Raw genomic sequence first — 18598 nt, forward strand, 5'->3', positions numbered from 1 at the left:
ATTATCCTTTGACGGCGCCGGCCATCAGGCCGCGCACGAAATAGCGGCCGGCGAGCACATAGACGAGGAGCGTCGGCAGCGCGGCGATCATCGCCGCCGCCATGTTGACGTTGTATTCGACGACGCCGGTCGAGGTGTTGACGACGTTGTTCAGCGCCACGGTCATCGGCATCACGTCCCCGGAGCCGGCATAGGCGGAGGCAAAGAGGAAGTCGTTCCAGATATTGGTGAACTGGTAGATCACCGTCACCACGATGATCGGCAGCGAGTTGGGCAGCATGATGCGCCGGAAGATCTGGAAGAAGCTGGCGCCGTCGATCTGCGCCGCCTTCACCAATTCATTCGGAAACGCTTCGTAGTAATTGCGGAAGAACAGGGTGGTGAAGCCGATGCCGTAGACGACGTGGACGAACACCAGGTTCACCGTCGGATTGCCGAAGCCGAAGGTGAGGCCGGTCGCGTTCTGCAGTTTGACGCCGAATCGGCCGAAGCTGCCGAGGATCGTTGCCATCGGCAAGAGAACCGATTGGAACGGGATGAAGCAGGCAAACAGCATCAGCCCGAACACCAGCGTCGCCCCGCGAAAGCGCCACTTCGTCAGCACATAGCCGTTGAGCGCGCCGAGCAGGGTCGAGATGACGACCGCTGGAACCACCATCTTGATCGAGTTCCAGAAATAACCCTTCATGCCGACGCAGGTGAGACCCGAGCAGACCTCGCTCCACGCCCTTATCCAGGGTGCGAAAGTCGGCGCTTGCGGCAGCGCCAGCATGTTGCCGTTCTGGATTTCGTCCATGGTCTTGAACGAGGTCACCAGCATGACGAATAGCGGCATCAGGTAGAACAGCGCGAACAGCGCCAGCAGCCCGTAGATGACGATGCGGTTGACCGTCCTGGCGCGGATACCGCCAGTGTTCTGGCGAGCAGGAGTGGCCACGGCGCTCATCGCGGCTTCTCCCGGAGCTCGGAATAGAGATAGGGAACGATGATCGCGGTGATGGTCATCAGCATGATCACGGCGCTGGCCGAGCCGACGGCCATTTCGTTGCGCTTGAAGGTGTACTCATACATGAAGTTCGACGGCAGCCAAGCCGAGCCGCCCGGCCCGCCGCTGGTCAGCGCGACGACCAGATCGTAGGACTTGATGGCGAGATGCGCGAGCACGATCAACGCCGAAAGGAAGATCGGCCGCAGCAGCGGAATGACGATGCGGCGGTAGAGCTGGAAGGTGGTGGCGCCGTCGATCTGCGCCGCCTTCATGATCTCGCCGTCGATCCCGCGCAGGCCGGCCAGGAACATCGCCATGATAAAGCCCGAAGCCTGCCAGACGCCGGCGATGACCACCGTGTAGATGACGAAATCCTTGTTCTTGATCCAGTCGAAATGGAAGCTCGTCCAGCCCCACTGGTGCAACGTCTGCTCGAGGCCGAGGCCGGGGTCGAGAAACCATTTCCAGGCAACGCCGGTGACGATGAAGGACAGTGCCATGGGGTAGAGATAGATCGGCCGCAACATGCCTTCGCCGCGGATCTTCTGATCAAGCAGGATCGCCAGGAACAGGCCGAGTGCCAAGCAGATGGAAATATAGAGGAAGCCGAAAATCCCCATATTGGTGATCGACGTGTACCAGCTGGACGGCGGATCGCTTTCGAAGGTCCAGCGCCATAGCCGCTGATAGGCGCGTGGCCCGGTGATGGCGTAGGAGGGAAAGGTCTTGGAGTTGGTGAAGGACAGATAGATCGTCCACAGGATGAAGCCGTAGACGAAGACGACGGAGGCGGCAAAGCTTGGCGCTAGCACGAGCTTCGGCAGCGCGTCCTGAAGGCGCGAGCGCACAGAGGCGCCCGGACGGGCATCGTGCTCCGGCGTCAGCGTGATACTGGTTTCAGCAACTGTACTCATCTGTCCATTCCGTATGGCGGGTCCGGAATTCGGCTGTCGCGGGCTCTGCGGCACGAAAGCGTGCCGGTCGGCGCAACCGCAAAACCTCGCCGCAGGGAAATCTCCCCGGCTTGCGCCGGGGAGATCATTCACATCGGCGGTGCCTTACTTGGCGTCTTCGATCGCGCTGACCAGTTGGGTCACGGCCTCGTCCGAGGTCTTGATCTGGCCGTGCACGAACTTCGAGACGACATCCTTGTAGGCGTTGGCAACCGCCGGAGGCGCGCCATAGCCTTGCGCCAGCGAACCGAACAGCGTGCCGCCTTCATTGGCGGCCTTCAAATCGGCCATGCCCTTCTTGCCGCAAGCGTCGAAATCGGTGTCCGGCACGTCGGTGCGGGCCGGAACAGAGCCCTTGACGACGTTGAAGGCCGACTGGAAGCTCTTCGACAGAGTGGCGGTGGCCAAGGCGATCTGGGCGGCCTTGCGGTCCTCCGGAACGTTGAACATGCCGAACATGTCGGAGTTGTAGACGACGCTGCCATCGGTGCCGGGGAAGCGGTAGCACAGGAAGTCGGTGCCGGGGACCTTCTTGGCGGCGTTGAATTCGCCCTTGGCCCAGTCACCCATCACCTGCACCAACGCATCGCCCTTGATGACCATGGCGGTGGCGAGGTTCCAGTCCCGGCCCGAGAAGTTCGGGTCGACATAGGTGACGAGCTTGGCGAGATTGTCGAACGACTTCTTCATCGTGTCGGACTTCAGCGACTCCTCGTCGAGGTCGTTGAAGGCCTTCTTGTAGAACTCGGGCCCGCCGGTCGACAGCACGACCGAGTCGAACATGGTGGCTTCCTGCCAATTCTGGCCGCCCAGCGCGAGCGGGATGACGCCCGCCGCCTTGGCTTTGTCGAGCAGCGCGATGAAGTCGTCGAAGGTCTTGGGCTCGGTGCCGCCGATCTTGTCCATCACCGCCTTGTTGATCCACAGCCAGTTGACCGAGTGGACGTTGACCGGGGCCGCGACCCACTTGCCGTCATAGACCGAGAATTTCTGCAGGGCCGCGGGAACGGACTTGTCCCAGCCTTCCTTTATCGCCGTCTCGGTCAGGTCGCCCATGACGCCGGCTGCGGCGTAGTCGAGCACGGTATAGCCAAGCATCTGCGAGGCGGTCGGGTAGTTGCCGGCCGCCACCATCGCCTTCAGCGCGGTCATGGCGGCGTCGCCGCCGCCGCCGGCCACCGGCACGTCCTTCCAGGCAAAGCCTTCCTTGGCCAGATCCTGCTTGAGCACGTTCAGAGCGGCAGCTTCGCCGCCCGACGTCCACCAATGCAGCATCTGGACTTCCTTGACGTCCTCGGCATGGGCCGCGAACGCAACGCCCGACGCGAGTGCCGTCCCGATAAGCAGTTTGCGCAACATGTACTTCCTCCCTTGTTGAACTTACAACGACCGGCGGATGGCCACCGGGTTCTTCCCAACTCAGCCGACCCACCATCCGGTGCGCTGGCCGCGATGAAACTGGATTGTCTTTTCCTCGGTATAATCCTCGACGGCGCGCTTGCCGAGTTCGCGTCCCAAACCGGACTGCTTGTAGCCGCCGAAAGGCAGTTCGGGGTAACCCTCCATGAACGTGTTCATCCAAACGGTTCCCGAACGCACATTCCGCGCCACCGACATGCACGTATCGATGCTGGCGCTCCACACGCCCGCCGACAGACCATAGGGCGTGTTGTTGGCGATGTGCAACGCCCTTTCAATCGATTCAAAAGTCAGCACCGAGAGCACCGGACCGAACACTTCCTCGCGCGCAATGGCCATGTCTTCGGTGACGTCGCGAATGATGGTCGGGTCGAGATACTGGCCGGCGCTGGAAGCAAGTTGCTTGCCGCCAGTATAAATCCGGCTGCCGTCGTTTTCCGCTGCCGTCACGTAGCCGGTGACCTTGGCCACATGGTCGGCGGAGATCATCGCGCCAACCTTGGTGCGGTCGTCGAGCGGGTCGCCGACAACCACCTTGGCGGTGAGGGCTTTGACGGCGCCGAGGAACTCGTCGGCGATCGCCTCATGGACGATCAGCCGGCTGCCGGCATTGCAACATTCGCCGGCATTGAAGAAGCCGCCGAATACCGCCGCGTCGGCGGCGGCCTCGAGGTCGGCGTCGGGAAAGACGATCTGGCCGTTCTTGCCGCCGAGCTCCATCGAGACTTTCTTCAGCGAGTTGGCGGCAGACGCCATGGTCATCTTGCCGACGCGGGTGGAGCCGGTGAACGACACCATTTCGACCAGCGGATGGCTGACCATCGGTGCGCCGACATCGGCGCCCAGCCCGGCAAGGATGTTGACGACGCCATCGGGCAAGCCGGCCTGCATCAGGATCTCGCCGAGCACGAAGGTCGAGGCCGAGGTCATCTCGCTCGGCTTGACCACCGCCGTGCAGCCGGCGGCGAGCGCGAAGGGCAGTTTCTGGCTGACGATAAGGAACGGGAAATTCCACGGCGTGATGATCGAGACGACGCCGATCGGTTCGCGCAGCACGACACCGAGCATGGCATCGCCGAGATTGGCGTAGCTTTCGCCGTGAAGCGTGCGGGCGAGTGCCGCAGCATAGCGCCAGATGTCGATGGCGCCGCCGATCTCGCCGCGCGCCTGGGCAATCGGCTTGCCGGATTCCAGCGCGTCGAGCCGGGCAATCTCGTCCAGTCGCGCCTCGATCAGGCCAGCCGTCTTGAGCAGGATCGCGGCGCGCTCGGCGGCTTTCATGCGCGGCCACGGGCCGGTCTCGAAGGCCTTGTGCGCGGCCTGTACCGCCGCCTCGACGTCCGCCGCGCCGGCTTGCGCATAGCGCGAAACGGTGAAGCCGTGGCCGGGGCTGCTGCGCTCCAGCGTGCGGCCGTCCTGGGCATCGACGAACTTGCCGTCGATCAGCAGCCGGTAGCTTTTCGGCGCTGCGGCTGCCTCGGCGGGCATAGTGATGTTAAGAGGCGCGTTCATGTGAGTTTCAGGTTCCTAAGATCTTGAGAACGCCGGCTTCTGCTTGGCTTTGAAAGCCTCGACGCCAGCCCTGAGATCGCTTGTCAGCGCAATGAAGCCGCTGGCGAGCGCTTCGGTCGCGGCGGCACTCTCCTCGCCTTCGGCAATGGCAATCATCAGCTTGGCAGCCTCGGCCGCCAGCGGCCCGCGCTCGGCGATCTTGCCGGCCCAGGCCTTGGCTTCGGCGAACGCCTTACCGGTCTCGACCACCCGGTCGACAATCCCCAGAACAAGAGCCTCGGTAGCCAGAAACACTTCGCCGCCGAGCGCCATCCGCCGCACTGCCTGCGCACCGAAGCGGCGCACGGCGCGCTGGGTGCCGGACCAGCCGGGAACGACGCCGATCGAGGTTTCGGGGAACCCCAGCTTCACCTGTGTTTCCGCCACGCGGAAGTCTGCAGCCGCCGCCAGTTCCAGCCCGCCGCCCAGCGCATGGCCGGCAAGCACGGCGATCGTCGGCTGCCGCAGCCGCGCCAGCCGATCAAAGACGCGGTGGCCGTAGCGCACCCATTGCACCTGGAAATCGGCGGCGCTCATTTCTGCCCAAGCCTCGACATCGCCGCCGGCGCAAAAGCCCTTGCCTTCGCCGCAGATCAGCACGATGCGGACGGTCTGCGCCGCCTCGGCTTCGTCGAGCGCTGCTTCCAGCGCCCGCAGCATCGGAATATCGAGCGCGTTGAATTTCTCCGGCCGGCGCAGCGTGGCAATGCCTATGGCGCCGTCGGTTTCAAAGGTTACCAGACGCTCAGCCATGTGCGCCCCCAAGCGACGCGCCGCCATTGAGCGACAGGCCGATCGGCCGGTCCCGGTAGAGCGCATCCGGTGTGATTTTCAGGTCGTTGGCGACGGCGAGCGGGATCTCGGCCTGCGCCAGCACATCGCGCTCGAGGTCGATGCCCGGCGCCAACTCGGTCACCATCAGCCCCGCCGGCGTCAGCTTCATCACGCAACGCTCGGTGACATAGGTGATATCCTGTCCCTGCGCGACGGCACGCTTGCCCGAGAAGGAGATATGCTCGACCTCGTCGACGACTTTTTTGACCTTGCCCTCCTGGTCGATGCGGATGCTGCCACCGGCAAGCGACAGCTTGGCGCCGGCGTTGAAGAAACCGGAAAAGACGATCTTCTTCGCTCGCGCGGTGATGTCGACGAAGCCGCCGGCTCCGGCGGTGACGTGGGGCCGCGCCGAAAGCTTCGAGACGTTGACAGAGCCGTGGCGGTCGATCTGCAGGAAGGACAGCAGCGAGGCGTCGAAGCCGCCGGCCTGGAAATAGATGAACTGGTGCGGAGAGGGCATGAAGGCGTCGGCATTCGACGAGCAGCCGAACTTGAAGTCGAGCAGCGGCACGCCGCCGACCGCACCCTGTTCGATGACCCAGGTGACCTTGCCGTGCTGGCCTTCCTCGATCAGGATACGCGGCACATTGGCCGAGATGCCGAAGCCGATATTGACCGCCATGCCGTCGGCAAGCTCCATTGCGACGCGCCGGGCAATGACCTTCTGGACGTTCATCTCGGCGTTGCGGAAGCTCGACAGCGGCCGGAAAATCTCGCCGGAGATGGCCGGATCGTAGGGCGTCAGCGTCGTCTGCAACTGGTCGGGCGCCACGACGATATGATCGACCAGCACGCCGGGCACTCGCACATTGTGTGGCTTCAGCGTGCCGTTCTCGACGACGCGCTTGACCTGCGCGATGACGATGCCGCCATTGTTGCGGGCGGCCAGCGCCTGTTCAAGGCCGCCGAGATAGGCACCTTCATGCTCATAGGTGAGGTTGCCGCGCTCATCGGCGGTGGTGGCGCGGATGAGCGCCACCTGCGGCACGATCGAGCGGAAATAGAGCCACTCCTCGCCATCGAACTGCTGCACCGAAACGATCGGCTCGCTGGCGGCAGCATTCATGGCGCAGCCCTGGTGGCGCGGGTCGGCGAAGGTGTCGAGCCCGACCTTGGTCAGCACGCCGGGACGCTTGGCGGCGGCTTCGCGATGCATGTCGAACAGGATGCCGGACGGCACGTTGTAAGCAGCGACCGAATTGTCGCCGATCATCTTCCAGATCTGCGGCGGTTCGCAAGATGACGGCCCGGATGGATAGGAACCGCACAAAGTGCGCTTCAACAGGCCGGGCTTGGCTAAGTGATCGATGCCCTTGATGCCGTACATATCGCCGGCGGCGATCGGGTGCAGCGTCGTGATGTCCTTGGGATGGCCTTCGGCGTCGAAGCGCTCGCCGATCGCGGCAAGCACCGCATCCGGGCAGCCGAGGCCGCTCGACGACGAAACGGAAACGACCACGCCATCCCTGATCAGGCCGGCAGCCTCAGCCGCGGAAACGAGCTTGCTCATCCAGCACTCCCGAGCTTCGGGTCGATGGCAACGGCCTTGCCGGACCTGGCCGACTGCAATGCCGCTTCGGCTGATGTCAGCGACCAGACGCCGTCCTCACCGGTGGCGGAAGGCTGGCTCTCGCCACGGATCGCCGCGTGGAATTGGCGCAGCGAACGGGCATAGAGGTCTTCGCGGTCGAAGCTCAATTCCTCCTCGCCCTGTGCCGTGCGCAGCAACACCGAGCCGATTGGCTTCTGCGTCATCACATCCCTGGCGATCAGCGAGCCTTCGGTGCCATGCACCTCGAAGCCGGTGCCGGCGAATTTGGTGGTGAAGCCCTCATGCGACTGGGCGATGACGCCCGATGCGAAGCGCCAGAGGCACATGGCGCCGTCTTCCAGCCCGCCGGCAGCCATGCCGGCCGATTGCGTGAACGCCGAGATCTCGAGGGGATCGTCGCCGAGCACGAAGCGCAGGGTGTCGGCATCGTGGACGGTGATGTCGAGCACCACGCCGCCGCCGGCGTCCGGCCTGGTGATGCGCCAGCCCTGCAGGTTTTCCGGCAGATAGACGGAGTGGAAGACGCGCGCGGCGATCGGTCTGCCGATGCGGCCGGCAGCGATCGCTTCGCGCATCGCCCGATGCGAGCCCGCATTGCGCAGATGGTGATTGGTGCCGAGCACGACGCCGGCGGCCCTGGCCGCCGCGACCATCTTGCGGGCGTCGGCGCTGGTCAGCGCCAGTGGTTTTTCGCAAAGCACATGCTTTCCCGCCTCGATGGCGGCGAGTGTCTGTTCGAGATGCAATTCGTTGGTGGTCGAGATGTAGACGGCGTCGATGTCGGAGCTGAGCAATTCATCAAGCGCCGAGACCGCCGCCGGAATGCGGTTTTCGCTGGCATAGGTGGCGGCGCGCCCCGGGCTGGAGCTCATCACTGCGGCGATCTCGCCGTCCGGCTGCGCGCGGATGGCGCCGATCATGAACTGTCTTGCGATCGTGCTGGCGCCGATCAGCCCCCAACTGACGGTCATGCCGCGTCTCCCATTCCTGCGCAGCTATGTCCCTTGCGATCGGGGCCGCAGCTTTCCCTGACCACGAGGTTGACGGCGCCGATATGATCCTCGGCGCGCGTGGTGCGCGATTGGATCATCTTCAGCACGACATGGGCGGCGCGCTCGCCGAGACCGGCGGTGTTCACCGAGACGCTGGTCAGCGCCGGCATGTAGTGTTCGGCCTCGGCCACGTCGTCGAAACCGACGACGGCAAAATCCGCGCCGGGTTCCAGGCCGCGCTTGCGCAGGGCCAGCAAGACGCCGAAGGCGACCGCATCGTTGAAGCAAAGCGCCGCGGTCGGCGGCGCGGCCATGGCGAGCGCGGTTTCCAGGCAGGCAATGCCGCCCTTGCGGCTGGTTTCGCCCTCGAAGACCAGCCTGTCGGCCGGTGCGATGCCGAGCGCTTCACAGGCCTCGCGAAAGCCGCCCAGCCGCTCGTGATAGACGACAAGATCGGGCGAGCCGCCGAAGAAGGCCAGCCGGCGATGCCCCTTGCCGATCAGATGGGCGGTGGCAAGATAGGCGCCGCGATGGTTGTCGGGCGCGATCACCGGAATGCGGCTTTCAGGAAGCCGGCGCATGACGAAGACGACCGGAACGCCCGCGGTCTCAAGCCGGCGGAAGGCGCCAGGCGCGGTGCCGCGCGCCGGCGACACGACGAGCCCGGCGACCCCTTGCTCCATCAGCGATTTCAGCACCTCTTCCTGGCGCACCGGGCTCTCCGCCGTGTTGGCGATGAAAGGCACGATGCCGGCCGACTGGAAGACGCGCTCCATGCCGACCGCCATCTCGGCGAAAAACGGATTGGTAAGATCGTTGATGACCATGCCGATGACGTTGGAATGGGCCTTGCGCAGATTGGCGGCGCCGCGGTTGTAGACATAGCCGACATTCTCGATCGCCTTGCGCACCTTGAGCGCAGTTTCAGGCCGGATCAGCCCGCTGCCTTGCAGCACCAGCGAAACCGTCGATTTGGACACGCCCGCCTCACGGGCTATGTCGAGTATCGTTGCCTTGGCCCGGCTGGCCATCCAGATCTATCCTCCCGATGGTTTCTTATGCGATTTATTGGAACGATCTAATCCCTCCTATGGATTTGAGTCAATCGCGTTTTTGCGAATCCGTGAAAATGCGGCTCATGGCGCCCAATTGCGAAGGAGTGTATGGCTTTCTGCTGTTGCGCTGCCGCAATTCGACCGGCGCACGGCGGAGCGGCAAAGCATCTTGATTTATTGGAACGTTCCATTTAATAGGCGCTGGGAAGGGAGAGAGCCATGGACATCACCTTGCCAGGGGAAGGCGGCGGCCGCATCCGCTACCGGCTTGTCGGCCAGCCGGTGCAGCCTGCGGCCGGCGCGCGGTTCTCGCGCATCGCCTATGCCGCCGCCCATGTGGTCGCCGATCCTGTGGCGATGACCGATCCGTGGTCCCGGCCGGCAGTCGACTGGGACAAGACGATGGCGTTTCGCCGTCACCTTTGGCGGCTCGGCTTCCGCGTCGCCGAAGCGATGGACACCTCGCAGCGCGGCATGGGTTTCGACTGGGCAAATGCCAGGGAATTAATCCGCCGCTCGATCGCCGAGGCGCGCAGCGTCGACGGCGCCGATCTCGCGTCGGGCGCCGGCACCGACCATCTGGCGCCGGGCGCCGCGAGCACGCTCGCCGATGTCATCGCGGCCTATGAAGAGCAGCTCGGCTTCATCGAAGGACTTGGCGGCAAGGCGATCATGATGGCCAGCCGTGCACTGGCGGCGGTCGCCAAAGGGCCCGACGATTATGTCAGTGTCTACGACCGCATCCTGTCCCAGTCCTCCGGCAAGGTCATCCTGCACTGGCTGGGCGATATGTTCGACCCGGCGCTGAAAGGCTACTGGGGCAGCAGCGATTTCGAAACTGCGCTCGAGACGGTGATCGCGATCATCGAACGCCATGCCGGCAAGGTCGAAGGCATAAAGATATCGCTGCTCGATGCCGGCAAGGAGATCGCGCTCAGGGACCGGCTGCCCGAGGGCGTGGTGATGTTCACTGGCGACGACTTCAACTACCCCGAGCTGATCGCCGGCGACGGCGACAGGCATTCGCACGCGCTGCTCGGCATTTTCGATGCCATCGCGCCCGTCGCCAATGCGGCGCTGGCAAAGCTGGCCGACGGCGACCGCGCCGGCTATGACGCGCTGATGGTCCCGACAGTGCCGCTGTCGCGCAAGATCTTCGAGGCGCCGACCGAATATTACAAGGCCGGCATCGTTTTCATGGCATGGCTTAACGGCCATCAGGAGCACTTTTCGATGATCGGCGGCATGCAATCGGCGCGCGGCATCCGTCACTATGCCGATGTCTTTCGCCTTGCCGATCAGGCGGGGTTGCTGGCCGAGCCGGAACTCGCCATCGCCAGAATGACAAGCCTCTGCGCAGTAGCGGGTGTCTGATCGCTAGACGATACAGCGTCTGATCCAAACGCCTGGTTTGGGTGGTTTTGCGATTTGGCTTGTCTGGATAAATCTGTATGCGGTATGCGTCCGGCAACAGAGAAGCCGATCCGGCGCTCCGCCGGCCACTGGCAAAGCTGCCGTTCTGCATTGGGGTGAGTTGATGACCTTCGACCTTCAGGGCAAGCGCGTTTTTGTCGCCGGGCATCGCGGCATGGTCGGCTCGGCCATCCTGCGCAGATTGGCCGACGAGGATTGCGAGGTCCTGACCGCCTCGCGCGCCGAGCTCGATCTTCTCGACCAGGCCGGGGTGCGGCGCTGGATGGCCGACCGCAAGCCGGATGCAGTGGTGATGGCAGCGGCCAAGGTCGGCGGTATCCTGGCCAACGACAGGCTTCCGGTCGATTTTCTGCAGGACAACCTCGTCATGCAGAACAATGTCATCGACAGCGCCTTCCGTAACGAGGTGCAGAAGCTGCTGTTTCTCGGTTCATCCTGCATCTATCCCAAATTCGCGGCGCAGCCGATCTCCGAGGACGCCTTGCTGAGCGGCCCGCTCGAACCCACCAACGAATGGTATGCGATCGCCAAGATCGCCGGACTGAAACTGTGCCAGGCCTACCGGCGCCAATACGGTGTCGACTACATCTCGGCGATGCCGACCAATCTCTACGGCCCGGGCGACAATTTCGACCTCAATTCCAGCCATGTCGTGCCCGCTCTGATGCGCAAGGCGCACGAGGCCAGGCGCGCCGGCCGCAAGAGCCTGGAGGTGTGGGGATCGGGCACGCCGATGCGCGAATTCCTGCATGTCGACGACGCCGCCGACGCCCTGGTCTGGCTGTTGAAGAATTATGCCGGCGACAGCCACATCAATGTCGGCTCTGGGGAAGACATCACCATTGCCGACCTTGCCCGCACCATCGTGTCGGTCGCCGGCGCCGATGCCACGATCACATTCGATCCGACAAAGCCGGACGGCACGCCGCGCAAGCTGATGGACGTATCGCGCCTGTTCGCCACCGGCTGGCGCCCGCGCTACTCGCTGCGCAGCGGATTGGAACAGACCTATGCGTGGTTTCTCCAGCACGTCGAGACCGGCGATCTCCGCCTCGGCGCGGCCTGAGGTCGGTATTGGCGAGCTCGGCGTCAGGATCGGATCAGGCCGAGAACGTCAGCCGATGAAAACACCGACGGCCGATTGAGGGATTGTCTGGATGGTGGGCGTGACAGGGATTGAACCTGTGACCCCTGCAATGTCAACGGCGGAGCAATCCAACGAAACCAAGGGGAAACTCTATCAAACGCTATCACGCGCCGTCACGTGAAACTAACGATTTTCAGGGTTTAGCATGGGGCCGCGTGTCACTTGTGTGTCACTACTCTCCCGGGAGCGACGCTCCAATGCCGAGTTCAAGGAAAAGGAGCGGTCGGGGCATCGGATCACAGAATGCTCTGCTGGCGGGCGTCGAACTTCCTCTCATGGCCATATCGGCCCTAGCATACAAAACCGCCACCCTCGGAAAAGGGCGGCGGTCAAATTGTCGGATGCTCCTTGTCAGAAGCGGTTCTATTTGTACCGCATTTCGCGTCCGACCACAACCAAAGGATCGGACCCGACCATGCCTAAAGCAGTCAAACTTTCTCAATCAGCGCGACATGGGAAAAAAGCACGGAAGCCCGGAAACCCGGCGGGTTCCGGCGGGTCGGCACCTGTCCATGTCACGCTCACAAGTAAAAAGAAAATGTCGTGTCGCACGGTTGAGAAAACACTGCATGTAAGCACCGAAGGCGATTACATCGTAGACTGTGAAACTCTGCCCACGATGGAGCTGAGGAGACGCTACAGAGCCGAAGCGAACACACACCGCAATATGCTATCTCGACAAAAAAGCGATGGAGCGGTGATCCATCCCGAGTTTCCGCAAGTTCCCCAGTTTCCTACGACACGTCGGGCCAGCTCCCGCCCCCGGTGCAACGCTCGACAGGATCGTCAACTCCGACCCGGAATATGGCCCCGGTAAAGTGCGATGGGCGGACAAGCGCACCCAGAATAACAACAAGTCCGACACCCGGATTTTCTACTATTCACGCACAGGGGACACCTACACTGTTTCCCGACTTGCGAAACAGCAAGGTGTTGCTCCCACGACGATCCGCAAGCGTGAGGAGCGCGGTTGGTCTCACGACGAGATCATAGAGGGGAAGCGCACCGCCCCGCCGTCATCGCCCCTCCACTCGTCCGGGTACATCCAAAAGCACTCGCCAGCGCTCCAGCAGCCCCGCCCCCTCACTGCCGACGAAATCCGCTTCAAGCGGATGGCCGATTACTACCAATCTCAACGGGAAATGTATGGTGAAGAACCCCTCCCCATGTCCTATGAAGACATGCAAGAGCATCCCGAGTTTGCATCCGTCACCCCCGAGAAGTACGAGCGAAAATTCGCTAGGCTTTGGCCCGAACATCGTCCCCATTTGAATTTCGACAACGCATCGGCTTCGCACCAGCAACTGATCGCCAAGATCGACCCCCGCTACGTCCTGAAGATCACTGCGAAGCGCGAAAAACCAAACCTGCTGCGGGCGGAAGTCTAGATCGGTATATAGGCGCAACCCTGTTTGTCGTCCGCCAAAGCAGTCAAGCTCCGTCTACATATCTGTCGGTGGCGGGGGGATGTAGCTGAGACATTGACGACGCTCGCGGGACATTTCCAGAAAGCGATGTATGACCCCGGAGCAAGGGCCATCAAGCTCAGGCGGTGGAGGGCATTCTCCATGCTGTGAGTGATCACCCCGCAACAGTGTCCTCGCGTGCACGATCTGCCTAGGGACGACGGGGACATCACGAGGCGAGGGTAGCAGTTTGAGGATGTTCCAAAGGAGTGTGAAATCAATTTCACACATGGAGGATGGGTCCCATTACATCTGGCGATACCCCATCCAAAATGCTTATGCTGGCTGCCTCTCTGAAAGGACCGCCGCTCCAATAACATCGTAGATCGTCGATGTGCCGCGAAACCATCGGGCGACCCCGGCAGGCTGAGGTTAACCCTTGGGTACAATAGCCACATCCTAGCCGACATAATGTTCGCAAGCGTTCAGCTTGTTCCCCACGCTTGCATGCGGGGCCAAAGTTCTGGCCCTCCCGAACATGGGAGACCAGACATGCAGCTCCACTCTCTTTTCGACGCCGCCGACCCGACCTTCAAAGCGCTCGCTTCTGATCACAAGACCCCGGCAGTCGAACCGCTCCGAATATCGCCGTGGGTCGCTATGAGCGCCCTACAGAAGGGCATCCGACGTGGTGATGTCGATCTTGCCACTCGTGCAGCCGCAACTCTGTTGGCGACCGATCCGGCGAAGCTCTGGCGGCGACTTGCGGGGGTTGGGTTCGAGGACATAGGGCTGGCCGATTTGGAAACGGTCGGGCTGATCATGGCGGGCACATCTGGGAAGAATGTGCGCGAGGCAGTCGGCGGTGAGTGGCATGTTGCGAGCATGCTTGTCGCCCGCATGTGTGCTGCCCCGAAGTGCCGGGCGAGCGACGATATATTCTTAAGCCTCTCGTTTCACCATGAGCTTGACGAGCTACGAGGCGCACTGGCAGGCGAAAACCTATCGGAGCACCTTTCCCGCGTCCGGGAACGCGGCGCGCTTCTGGGGGCCTCCCTAGCGGCGTTACATGCATCCGGGACGCGCTGGACAGGACAGGTCGAAGGTCAGACCGCCGACCCCAAGGCGCTGTTCGCCGCGATGCGCGTGGCGAACGTTGAGCACGGGATCGTGGACCTTGCCGAGCAGGGATGGCGTCGCACCCGCGAGGCGCTGCCGGTGTTGATGCCGCTACTCAGCCTCGCCCGTCCATCCGGTGAGCTTTCCGTCGCCAATGACGAGTTCCCGCCCATCGTGATAGGGCGCAATGGCCTGCCGACTTATTGCCTCGATGCGTTTTCATGGGAAGGTAAGGCGTCGCTGGCTCGCTTCCTGAAAGGCGCGACAGCCGCTGGACGCTGGCTAAGCAAGCATGTGCCTGCCCGACGGCATCTTTCCGTGCTCGCGGGTGCGTTATTCCGAGTTGAGGGAGGGCTGGTCCGACAAAGGATCGAATGGCCAGCCGCCGCAACCGTTCGCTGGCTGGCCGATAGCGGCTTCCATGGAATGAAGCTTGCTGATCCCGCCGAGCTTCTCGACATGGTGCGCGCTGACCTTCCCAACATCGACGCGGAGCGCGCAAATGTCCGCTGAGACCTCCCAAGCAACGGTCCCGCTGAGGGTGAGTGAAATCAATTTCACTGACCGTGGCGGGTTGGCCGGGATGTTGCCAGACAATGTGCGGGACCTGCTATCAAACTCACTCGCCAGCGCGACAAAGCGGGCCTACGCCTCAGACCTCCGCCATTTCGAGGCTTGGGGCGGCATGATACCGGCTTCCCCCGAAATGGTAGCAACCTATCTCGCCCACCTGACGATAGCCCATAAGTCGGCAACCATTCAGCGCCGGGTTGCATCGATATCGAAGGCCCATCAGGCGGCGGGTGCGAACAATCCGACAAAGACCGAGATCGTGAGAGCGACAATGCGAGGTATCAGACGAACCCTCGGCACCGCACAACGTCAGGCGCAGGCGCTTCTCCGCGACGATTTGTTTGCTGTCCTTGATAGGCTTGGCGACCGCCCAAAAGATGCGCGGGATCGGGCCATGCTGATATTCGGCTTTTCGACTGCAATGCGCAGGTCGGAACTCGTGGCGCTAGACGTAGGCGACGTCGAGTTTACCACTCGCGGCGCGCTGGTCACGCTGCGCCGATCCAAAACCGACCAAGAGGCTGCGGGCCGCAAGATCGCAGTTCCCTTCGGACGGACCCGCCATTGCCCGGTCGCGGCGCTCATACACTGGCTGGAGATTGCCGCAATCACCGCAGGGCCGATCTTCCTTGCCATGAACAAGCACGGCCACATTCTTCGCGGGCGCATTTCAGGCGAGGTCGTCAGCAACGTCATCAAGACCCGCCTTGAAAATGCCGGATACGATCCTGCCGACTTCTCCGGCCACTCGCTGCGGTCCGGGTTTGCTACCGCCGCCGTCATGGCCGGAGCCTCGACTTACAAGGTCAGGCAGACCACCGGCCATCGCTCGGAGGCGAGCCTTGCCCGCTACATCCGCGATGTCGATCTGTTCGATGACGCAGCCTCCGGCAGGCTTCTCTAAAAATAAAAAGAAGTCGTGGATATCTCTACAGTCGGCACGAACGAGACGCATCAACACCGAGATCACGAGCACATTTGCGTTATCTATTGACGAATATGAGTGACGAGAACATAAAACGAACAGTGGATACGAAGCAGGTGCCAATGCCGACCATGATCGACCTATTTTGCGGAGCCGGTGGCGCAACGCTAGGATTTGTCCAAGCTGGCTTTCGGCCCGTCTTCGCGGTTGAGGTAGATAGGCATGCATCTGCGACTTACAGGCGCAACTTCGGAGATCACCTGCACGAAGGTGACATCCGACTAGTGCACGAGTTCCCCAGAGCAGACGTTGTGATCGGGGGACCGCCTTGTCAGGGCTTCAGTCGGCTGGGAAAGCAAGCCCATGGGCACCCGACCGAAAAGAGCTTCGAAGGCAACGCCCTCTGGTCAGACTACATGCGGTGTGTAGAGCAGGCGCAGCCCAAAGTGTTTGTGGTTGAGAATGTTCCGGATTTTTTCAAACATTTTGCATGGGAGAGGTTGCAGAAGGAAGCACGTCGGCTCGGCTACGAGCTAACCCACGGAGTGCTCAATGCAGCTGACTTCGGAGTTCCACAGCGCAGACAGCGAGCGATAGTAGTCGGAAGCAGGATTGGTCGGCCGAAATTGCCTGAACTGACACATCAGCGAGAACCCTCACTGCTCGGTCTCCAAAGATGGAGAACAGTCAGAGATGCCATCGGTGACCTTCCGCTAGAACCTGATGGGCAAATGCGGCATGATCGACGGGAGGTCAGAGAACTGTCGTTGAGGCGATATCGATCTATCCCACCGGGAGGGAACAGAAAGCACATTCCAGATGAAATCCAACTCGCCTGCTGGCTGAACAAAAATCCTAAGAGCGGCGGTAGTGCTGACCTAATGGGTCGCCTGACATGGGATGCACCATCGCTCACCATTCGAACGGAGTTCCAGAAGCCCGAGAAAGGTCGGTATTTGCACCCTGAAGCCGACAGATCGCTCACGGTGCGAGAGGGTGCCAGATTGCAAACTTTTCCTGATCACTTCGAATTCGTCGGCAGCAACTTCCAAGTTGCAAAACAAATCGGCAACGCCGTACCCGTCCTGCTTGCGCGAAGAGTTGCTGAGACCGTCCGTTCGCTACTTTCCTGCGTCAGTTCTGATCGATTAGCTGGCTGATTATCATCGCTGGTGGGATACCCTGTTTTTCCGACATTCGCGCGAGTGTACGGGCAGTCTCAGCGGGAAGCCGCAGAACCAGCGCTTGTACGAAATTTTCGGGGAATGCGTAAGGACATTGCGCGCAGCCCGGCAAGTCGCAATGTTTGCAGGCTTGTCGCTTCTTTAGATTGCACTGCAGGCACAAAGTCATGAGGTTCGTCTCAATCGACGGTCCTCCTCTTTCCGCAGGAACTTTGTGGTCACATTGAGCGCGGGTTAAGTCTTGCCCAGTGCTCACATCTATGCCGCACATCTGACAGACAAACTTGTCCCGTGCGTAGATTTGCCGTCTCACTGCCGGAGCAACTTCCCTGCGTATACGAGCCTCTCGGATGGGCCCTTCGGAGGTGCGTGTGTACCAGTCGTCGTTCGCGCCGTTCGAACCTCGTCGCCGGTGGATGTCCCAACCATACTCCGCAATGATCTTTCTGATGCGACGTGCATAGTTCGACCGACCGTAGGCGCTCTCAAGCTCACTTCTGTGAACCTCCTTGTTAAGAGGCAACAGGTCCACGAGCCTCTGAAGATGCACAGGCAGTTTTGGCAGTGCTTCGATGTTCAGTTTCTTGTTCCCCCGATTATGCTTGCCCATGATGGTAGGTTCAGTGGGCGTCGAATACAACAGGGCGTTGTCCGCGGGCAGGGTCCCAACGGGGATAACTCCTTATTATTACGCTATAAAAACTGCCCCGCGCGGGCGTCGGGGTGAAACATGGCTAGCGGATTTCGGAAGTCGGAAATGAAGCGACAGCGTATTCCGTGGGGCAAAAGCCCGGCCGCAGCGGGCTTTTTGCCCCGATTGCCCAAGTTTTTCAGACGACTTAGTCTCTTCCCCGGTGAGCCTCTCAAATTTCACACAGGATTTGACCCCGGGTCATCCCGTTTGGGCAGCAAATTGCGAAGTCGGACTGTCAATGGTTGATCGGATCAGTAGCGCAGCGCGAAGTGCGAATATGGCGCGGGTTCGTGGAAAGGATACCGCGCCAGAGATTGCGGTCAGGAAGGTTGCCCACTCGGTCGGTTTGAGATTTCGTCTCCACGATCCAAAACTTCCCGGCCATCCAGACTTGGTTTTTGTTCGCCATAGGCTGGTGATTTTTGTTCATGGCTGCTTCTGGCATCGCCACCCGGGCTGCAAGAGATGCACGATGCCAACGACTAGAAGCGAGTTTTGGCAAGCCAAATTTGACGGGAACGTGGCGCGTGATAGCCGAACAGCCCAATTGCTGAGAGACGATGGGTGGCGCGTTGAAATCATCTGGGAATGCGAAACTGCCGACCGCGAATTTCTCGTGGCGCGACTAAAAGTATTATTCAGTTGATTTCGTTTCACTAATGGACCAGTGATTGGGTTCCCTTGCCGCGAACAATCAGCGCCCGGACACCTGTGGCCATGCAATGGCGCAACATGTCGGTTGCACGCTCCACCCCCGACGGCGACCTGT

Annotated in this window: 14 protein-coding genes; 6 read left to right on the forward strand and 8 right to left on the reverse strand. The window is 61.7% G+C overall.

Annotated features, from left to right (window positions below; translation table 11 throughout):
• Position 1 precedes the first annotated feature (1 nt).
• From X760_RS53865 to X760_RS53900, 8 genes are all read right to left on the reverse strand, one after another.
• Positions 2-946 (reverse strand): carbohydrate ABC transporter permease, encoded by a 945-nt coding sequence (locus X760_RS53865; protein ID WP_023719057.1) that lies wholly within the window; start codon positions 944-946, stop codon positions 2-4.
• Positions 943-1902 carry a sugar ABC transporter permease gene (locus X760_RS53870; protein ID WP_023719058.1) on the reverse strand — a complete coding sequence of 320 codons (960 nt, stop codon included), beginning with the start codon at positions 1900-1902 and terminating at the stop codon, positions 943-945. Before X760_RS53870 ends, X760_RS53865 begins: the two co-directional genes overlap by 4 nt.
• A gap of 144 nt (positions 1903-2046) precedes the next feature.
• Positions 2047-3300, reverse strand: coding sequence for an ABC transporter substrate-binding protein (locus X760_RS53875; RefSeq protein ID WP_031194023.1), 1254 nt, complete (start codon positions 3298-3300; stop codon positions 2047-2049).
• A gap of 60 nt (positions 3301-3360) precedes the next feature.
• Positions 3361-4872 (reverse strand): aldehyde dehydrogenase family protein, encoded by a 1512-nt coding sequence (locus tag X760_RS53880; RefSeq protein WP_023719059.1) that lies wholly within the window; start codon positions 4870-4872, stop codon positions 3361-3363.
• A gap of 15 nt (positions 4873-4887) precedes the next feature.
• On the reverse strand, positions 4888-5664 hold the full coding sequence (locus tag X760_RS53885) for an enoyl-CoA hydratase/isomerase family protein (protein WP_023719060.1): 777 nt from the start codon (positions 5662-5664) through the stop codon (positions 4888-4890).
• A complete protein-coding gene (locus X760_RS53890) occupies positions 5657-7258 on the reverse strand; it encodes an acyl CoA:acetate/3-ketoacid CoA transferase (RefSeq protein ID WP_023719061.1) in 1602 nt (533 codons plus the stop codon). Before X760_RS53890 ends, X760_RS53885 begins: the two co-directional genes overlap by 8 nt.
• Positions 7255-8271, reverse strand: a complete 1017-nt coding sequence (locus X760_RS53895) for a Gfo/Idh/MocA family oxidoreductase (protein ID WP_023719062.1) — start codon at positions 8269-8271, stop codon at positions 7255-7257. Before X760_RS53895 ends, X760_RS53890 begins: the two co-directional genes overlap by 4 nt.
• Complete coding sequence (locus X760_RS53900; RefSeq protein WP_023719063.1) at positions 8268-9323, reverse strand: LacI family DNA-binding transcriptional regulator; 1056 nt, start codon at positions 9321-9323, stop codon at positions 8268-8270. Before X760_RS53900 ends, X760_RS53895 begins: the two co-directional genes overlap by 4 nt.
• A gap of 243 nt (positions 9324-9566) precedes the next feature.
• Here X760_RS53900 and X760_RS53905 point away from each other — a divergent pair, with 243 nt between their 5' ends.
• From X760_RS53905 to X760_RS74695, 6 genes are all read left to right on the forward strand, one after another.
• Positions 9567-10721 carry a dihydrodipicolinate synthase family protein gene (locus tag X760_RS53905; RefSeq protein ID WP_023719064.1) on the forward strand — a complete coding sequence of 385 codons (1155 nt, stop codon included), beginning with the start codon at positions 9567-9569 and terminating at the stop codon, positions 10719-10721.
• A gap of 163 nt (positions 10722-10884) precedes the next feature.
• Complete coding sequence (locus X760_RS53910) at positions 10885-11847, forward strand: GDP-L-fucose synthase (protein ID WP_023719065.1); 963 nt, start codon at positions 10885-10887, stop codon at positions 11845-11847.
• A gap of 899 nt (positions 11848-12746) precedes the next feature.
• Positions 12747-13316: a hypothetical protein gene (locus X760_RS53915; protein WP_023719066.1), complete on the forward strand. Its 570-nt coding sequence runs from the start codon at positions 12747-12749 to the stop codon at positions 13314-13316.
• A gap of 570 nt (positions 13317-13886) precedes the next feature.
• Positions 13887-14966, forward strand: coding sequence for a hypothetical protein (locus tag X760_RS53920; protein WP_023719067.1), 1080 nt, complete (start codon positions 13887-13889; stop codon positions 14964-14966).
• Positions 14967-15297: 331 nt separating this feature from the next.
• The gene (locus X760_RS77950; RefSeq protein WP_280940416.1) at positions 15298-15930 is read left to right on the forward strand and encodes a site-specific integrase; all 633 of its coding nucleotides are present in this window, start codon (positions 15298-15300) and stop codon (positions 15928-15930) included.
• 2176 nt (positions 15931-18106) lie between these two features.
• On the forward strand, positions 18107-18475 hold the full coding sequence (locus tag X760_RS74695) for a very short patch repair endonuclease (protein WP_348633218.1): 369 nt from the start codon (positions 18107-18109) through the stop codon (positions 18473-18475).
• Positions 18476-18598: the final 123 nt, after the last annotated feature.

The organism is Mesorhizobium sp. LSHC420B00 (assembly GCF_000503055.1).
Taxonomy (GTDB): domain Bacteria; phylum Pseudomonadota; class Alphaproteobacteria; order Rhizobiales; family Rhizobiaceae; genus Mesorhizobium.

Bases quoted from the DNA above. Each gene is read 5' to 3' on its own strand.
- X760_RS53865 (WP_023719057.1), bottom strand. From the start codon at position 946: ATGAGCGCCGTGGCCACTCCTGCTCGCCAGAACACTGGCGGTATCCGC.
- X760_RS53870 (WP_023719058.1), bottom strand. From the start codon at position 1,902: ATGAGTACAGTTGCTGAAACCAGTATCACGCTGACGCCGGAGCACGAT.
- X760_RS53875 (WP_031194023.1), bottom strand. From the start codon at position 3,300: ATGTTGCGCAAACTGCTTATCGGGACGGCACTCGCGTCGGGCGTTGCG.
- X760_RS53880 (WP_023719059.1), bottom strand. From the start codon at position 4,872: ATGAACGCGCCTCTTAACATCACTATGCCCGCCGAGGCAGCCGCAGCG.
- X760_RS53885 (WP_023719060.1), bottom strand. From the start codon at position 5,664: ATGGCTGAGCGTCTGGTAACCTTTGAAACCGACGGCGCCATAGGCATT.
- X760_RS53890 (WP_023719061.1), bottom strand. From the start codon at position 7,258: ATGAGCAAGCTCGTTTCCGCGGCTGAGGCTGCCGGCCTGATCAGGGAT.
- X760_RS53895 (WP_023719062.1), bottom strand. From the start codon at position 8,271: ATGACCGTCAGTTGGGGGCTGATCGGCGCCAGCACGATCGCAAGACAG.
- X760_RS53900 (WP_023719063.1), bottom strand. From the start codon at position 9,323: ATGGCCAGCCGGGCCAAGGCAACGATACTCGACATAGCCCGTGAGGCG.
- X760_RS53905 (WP_023719064.1), top strand. From the start codon at position 9,567: ATGGACATCACCTTGCCAGGGGAAGGCGGCGGCCGCATCCGCTACCGG.
- X760_RS53910 (WP_023719065.1), top strand. From the start codon at position 10,885: ATGACCTTCGACCTTCAGGGCAAGCGCGTTTTTGTCGCCGGGCATCGC.
- X760_RS53920 (WP_023719067.1), top strand. From the start codon at position 13,887: ATGCAGCTCCACTCTCTTTTCGACGCCGCCGACCCGACCTTCAAAGCG.
- X760_RS77950 (WP_280940416.1), top strand. From the start codon at position 15,298: ATGCGAGGTATCAGACGAACCCTCGGCACCGCACAACGTCAGGCGCAG.
- X760_RS74695 (WP_348633218.1), top strand. From the start codon at position 18,107: ATGGCGCGGGTTCGTGGAAAGGATACCGCGCCAGAGATTGCGGTCAGG.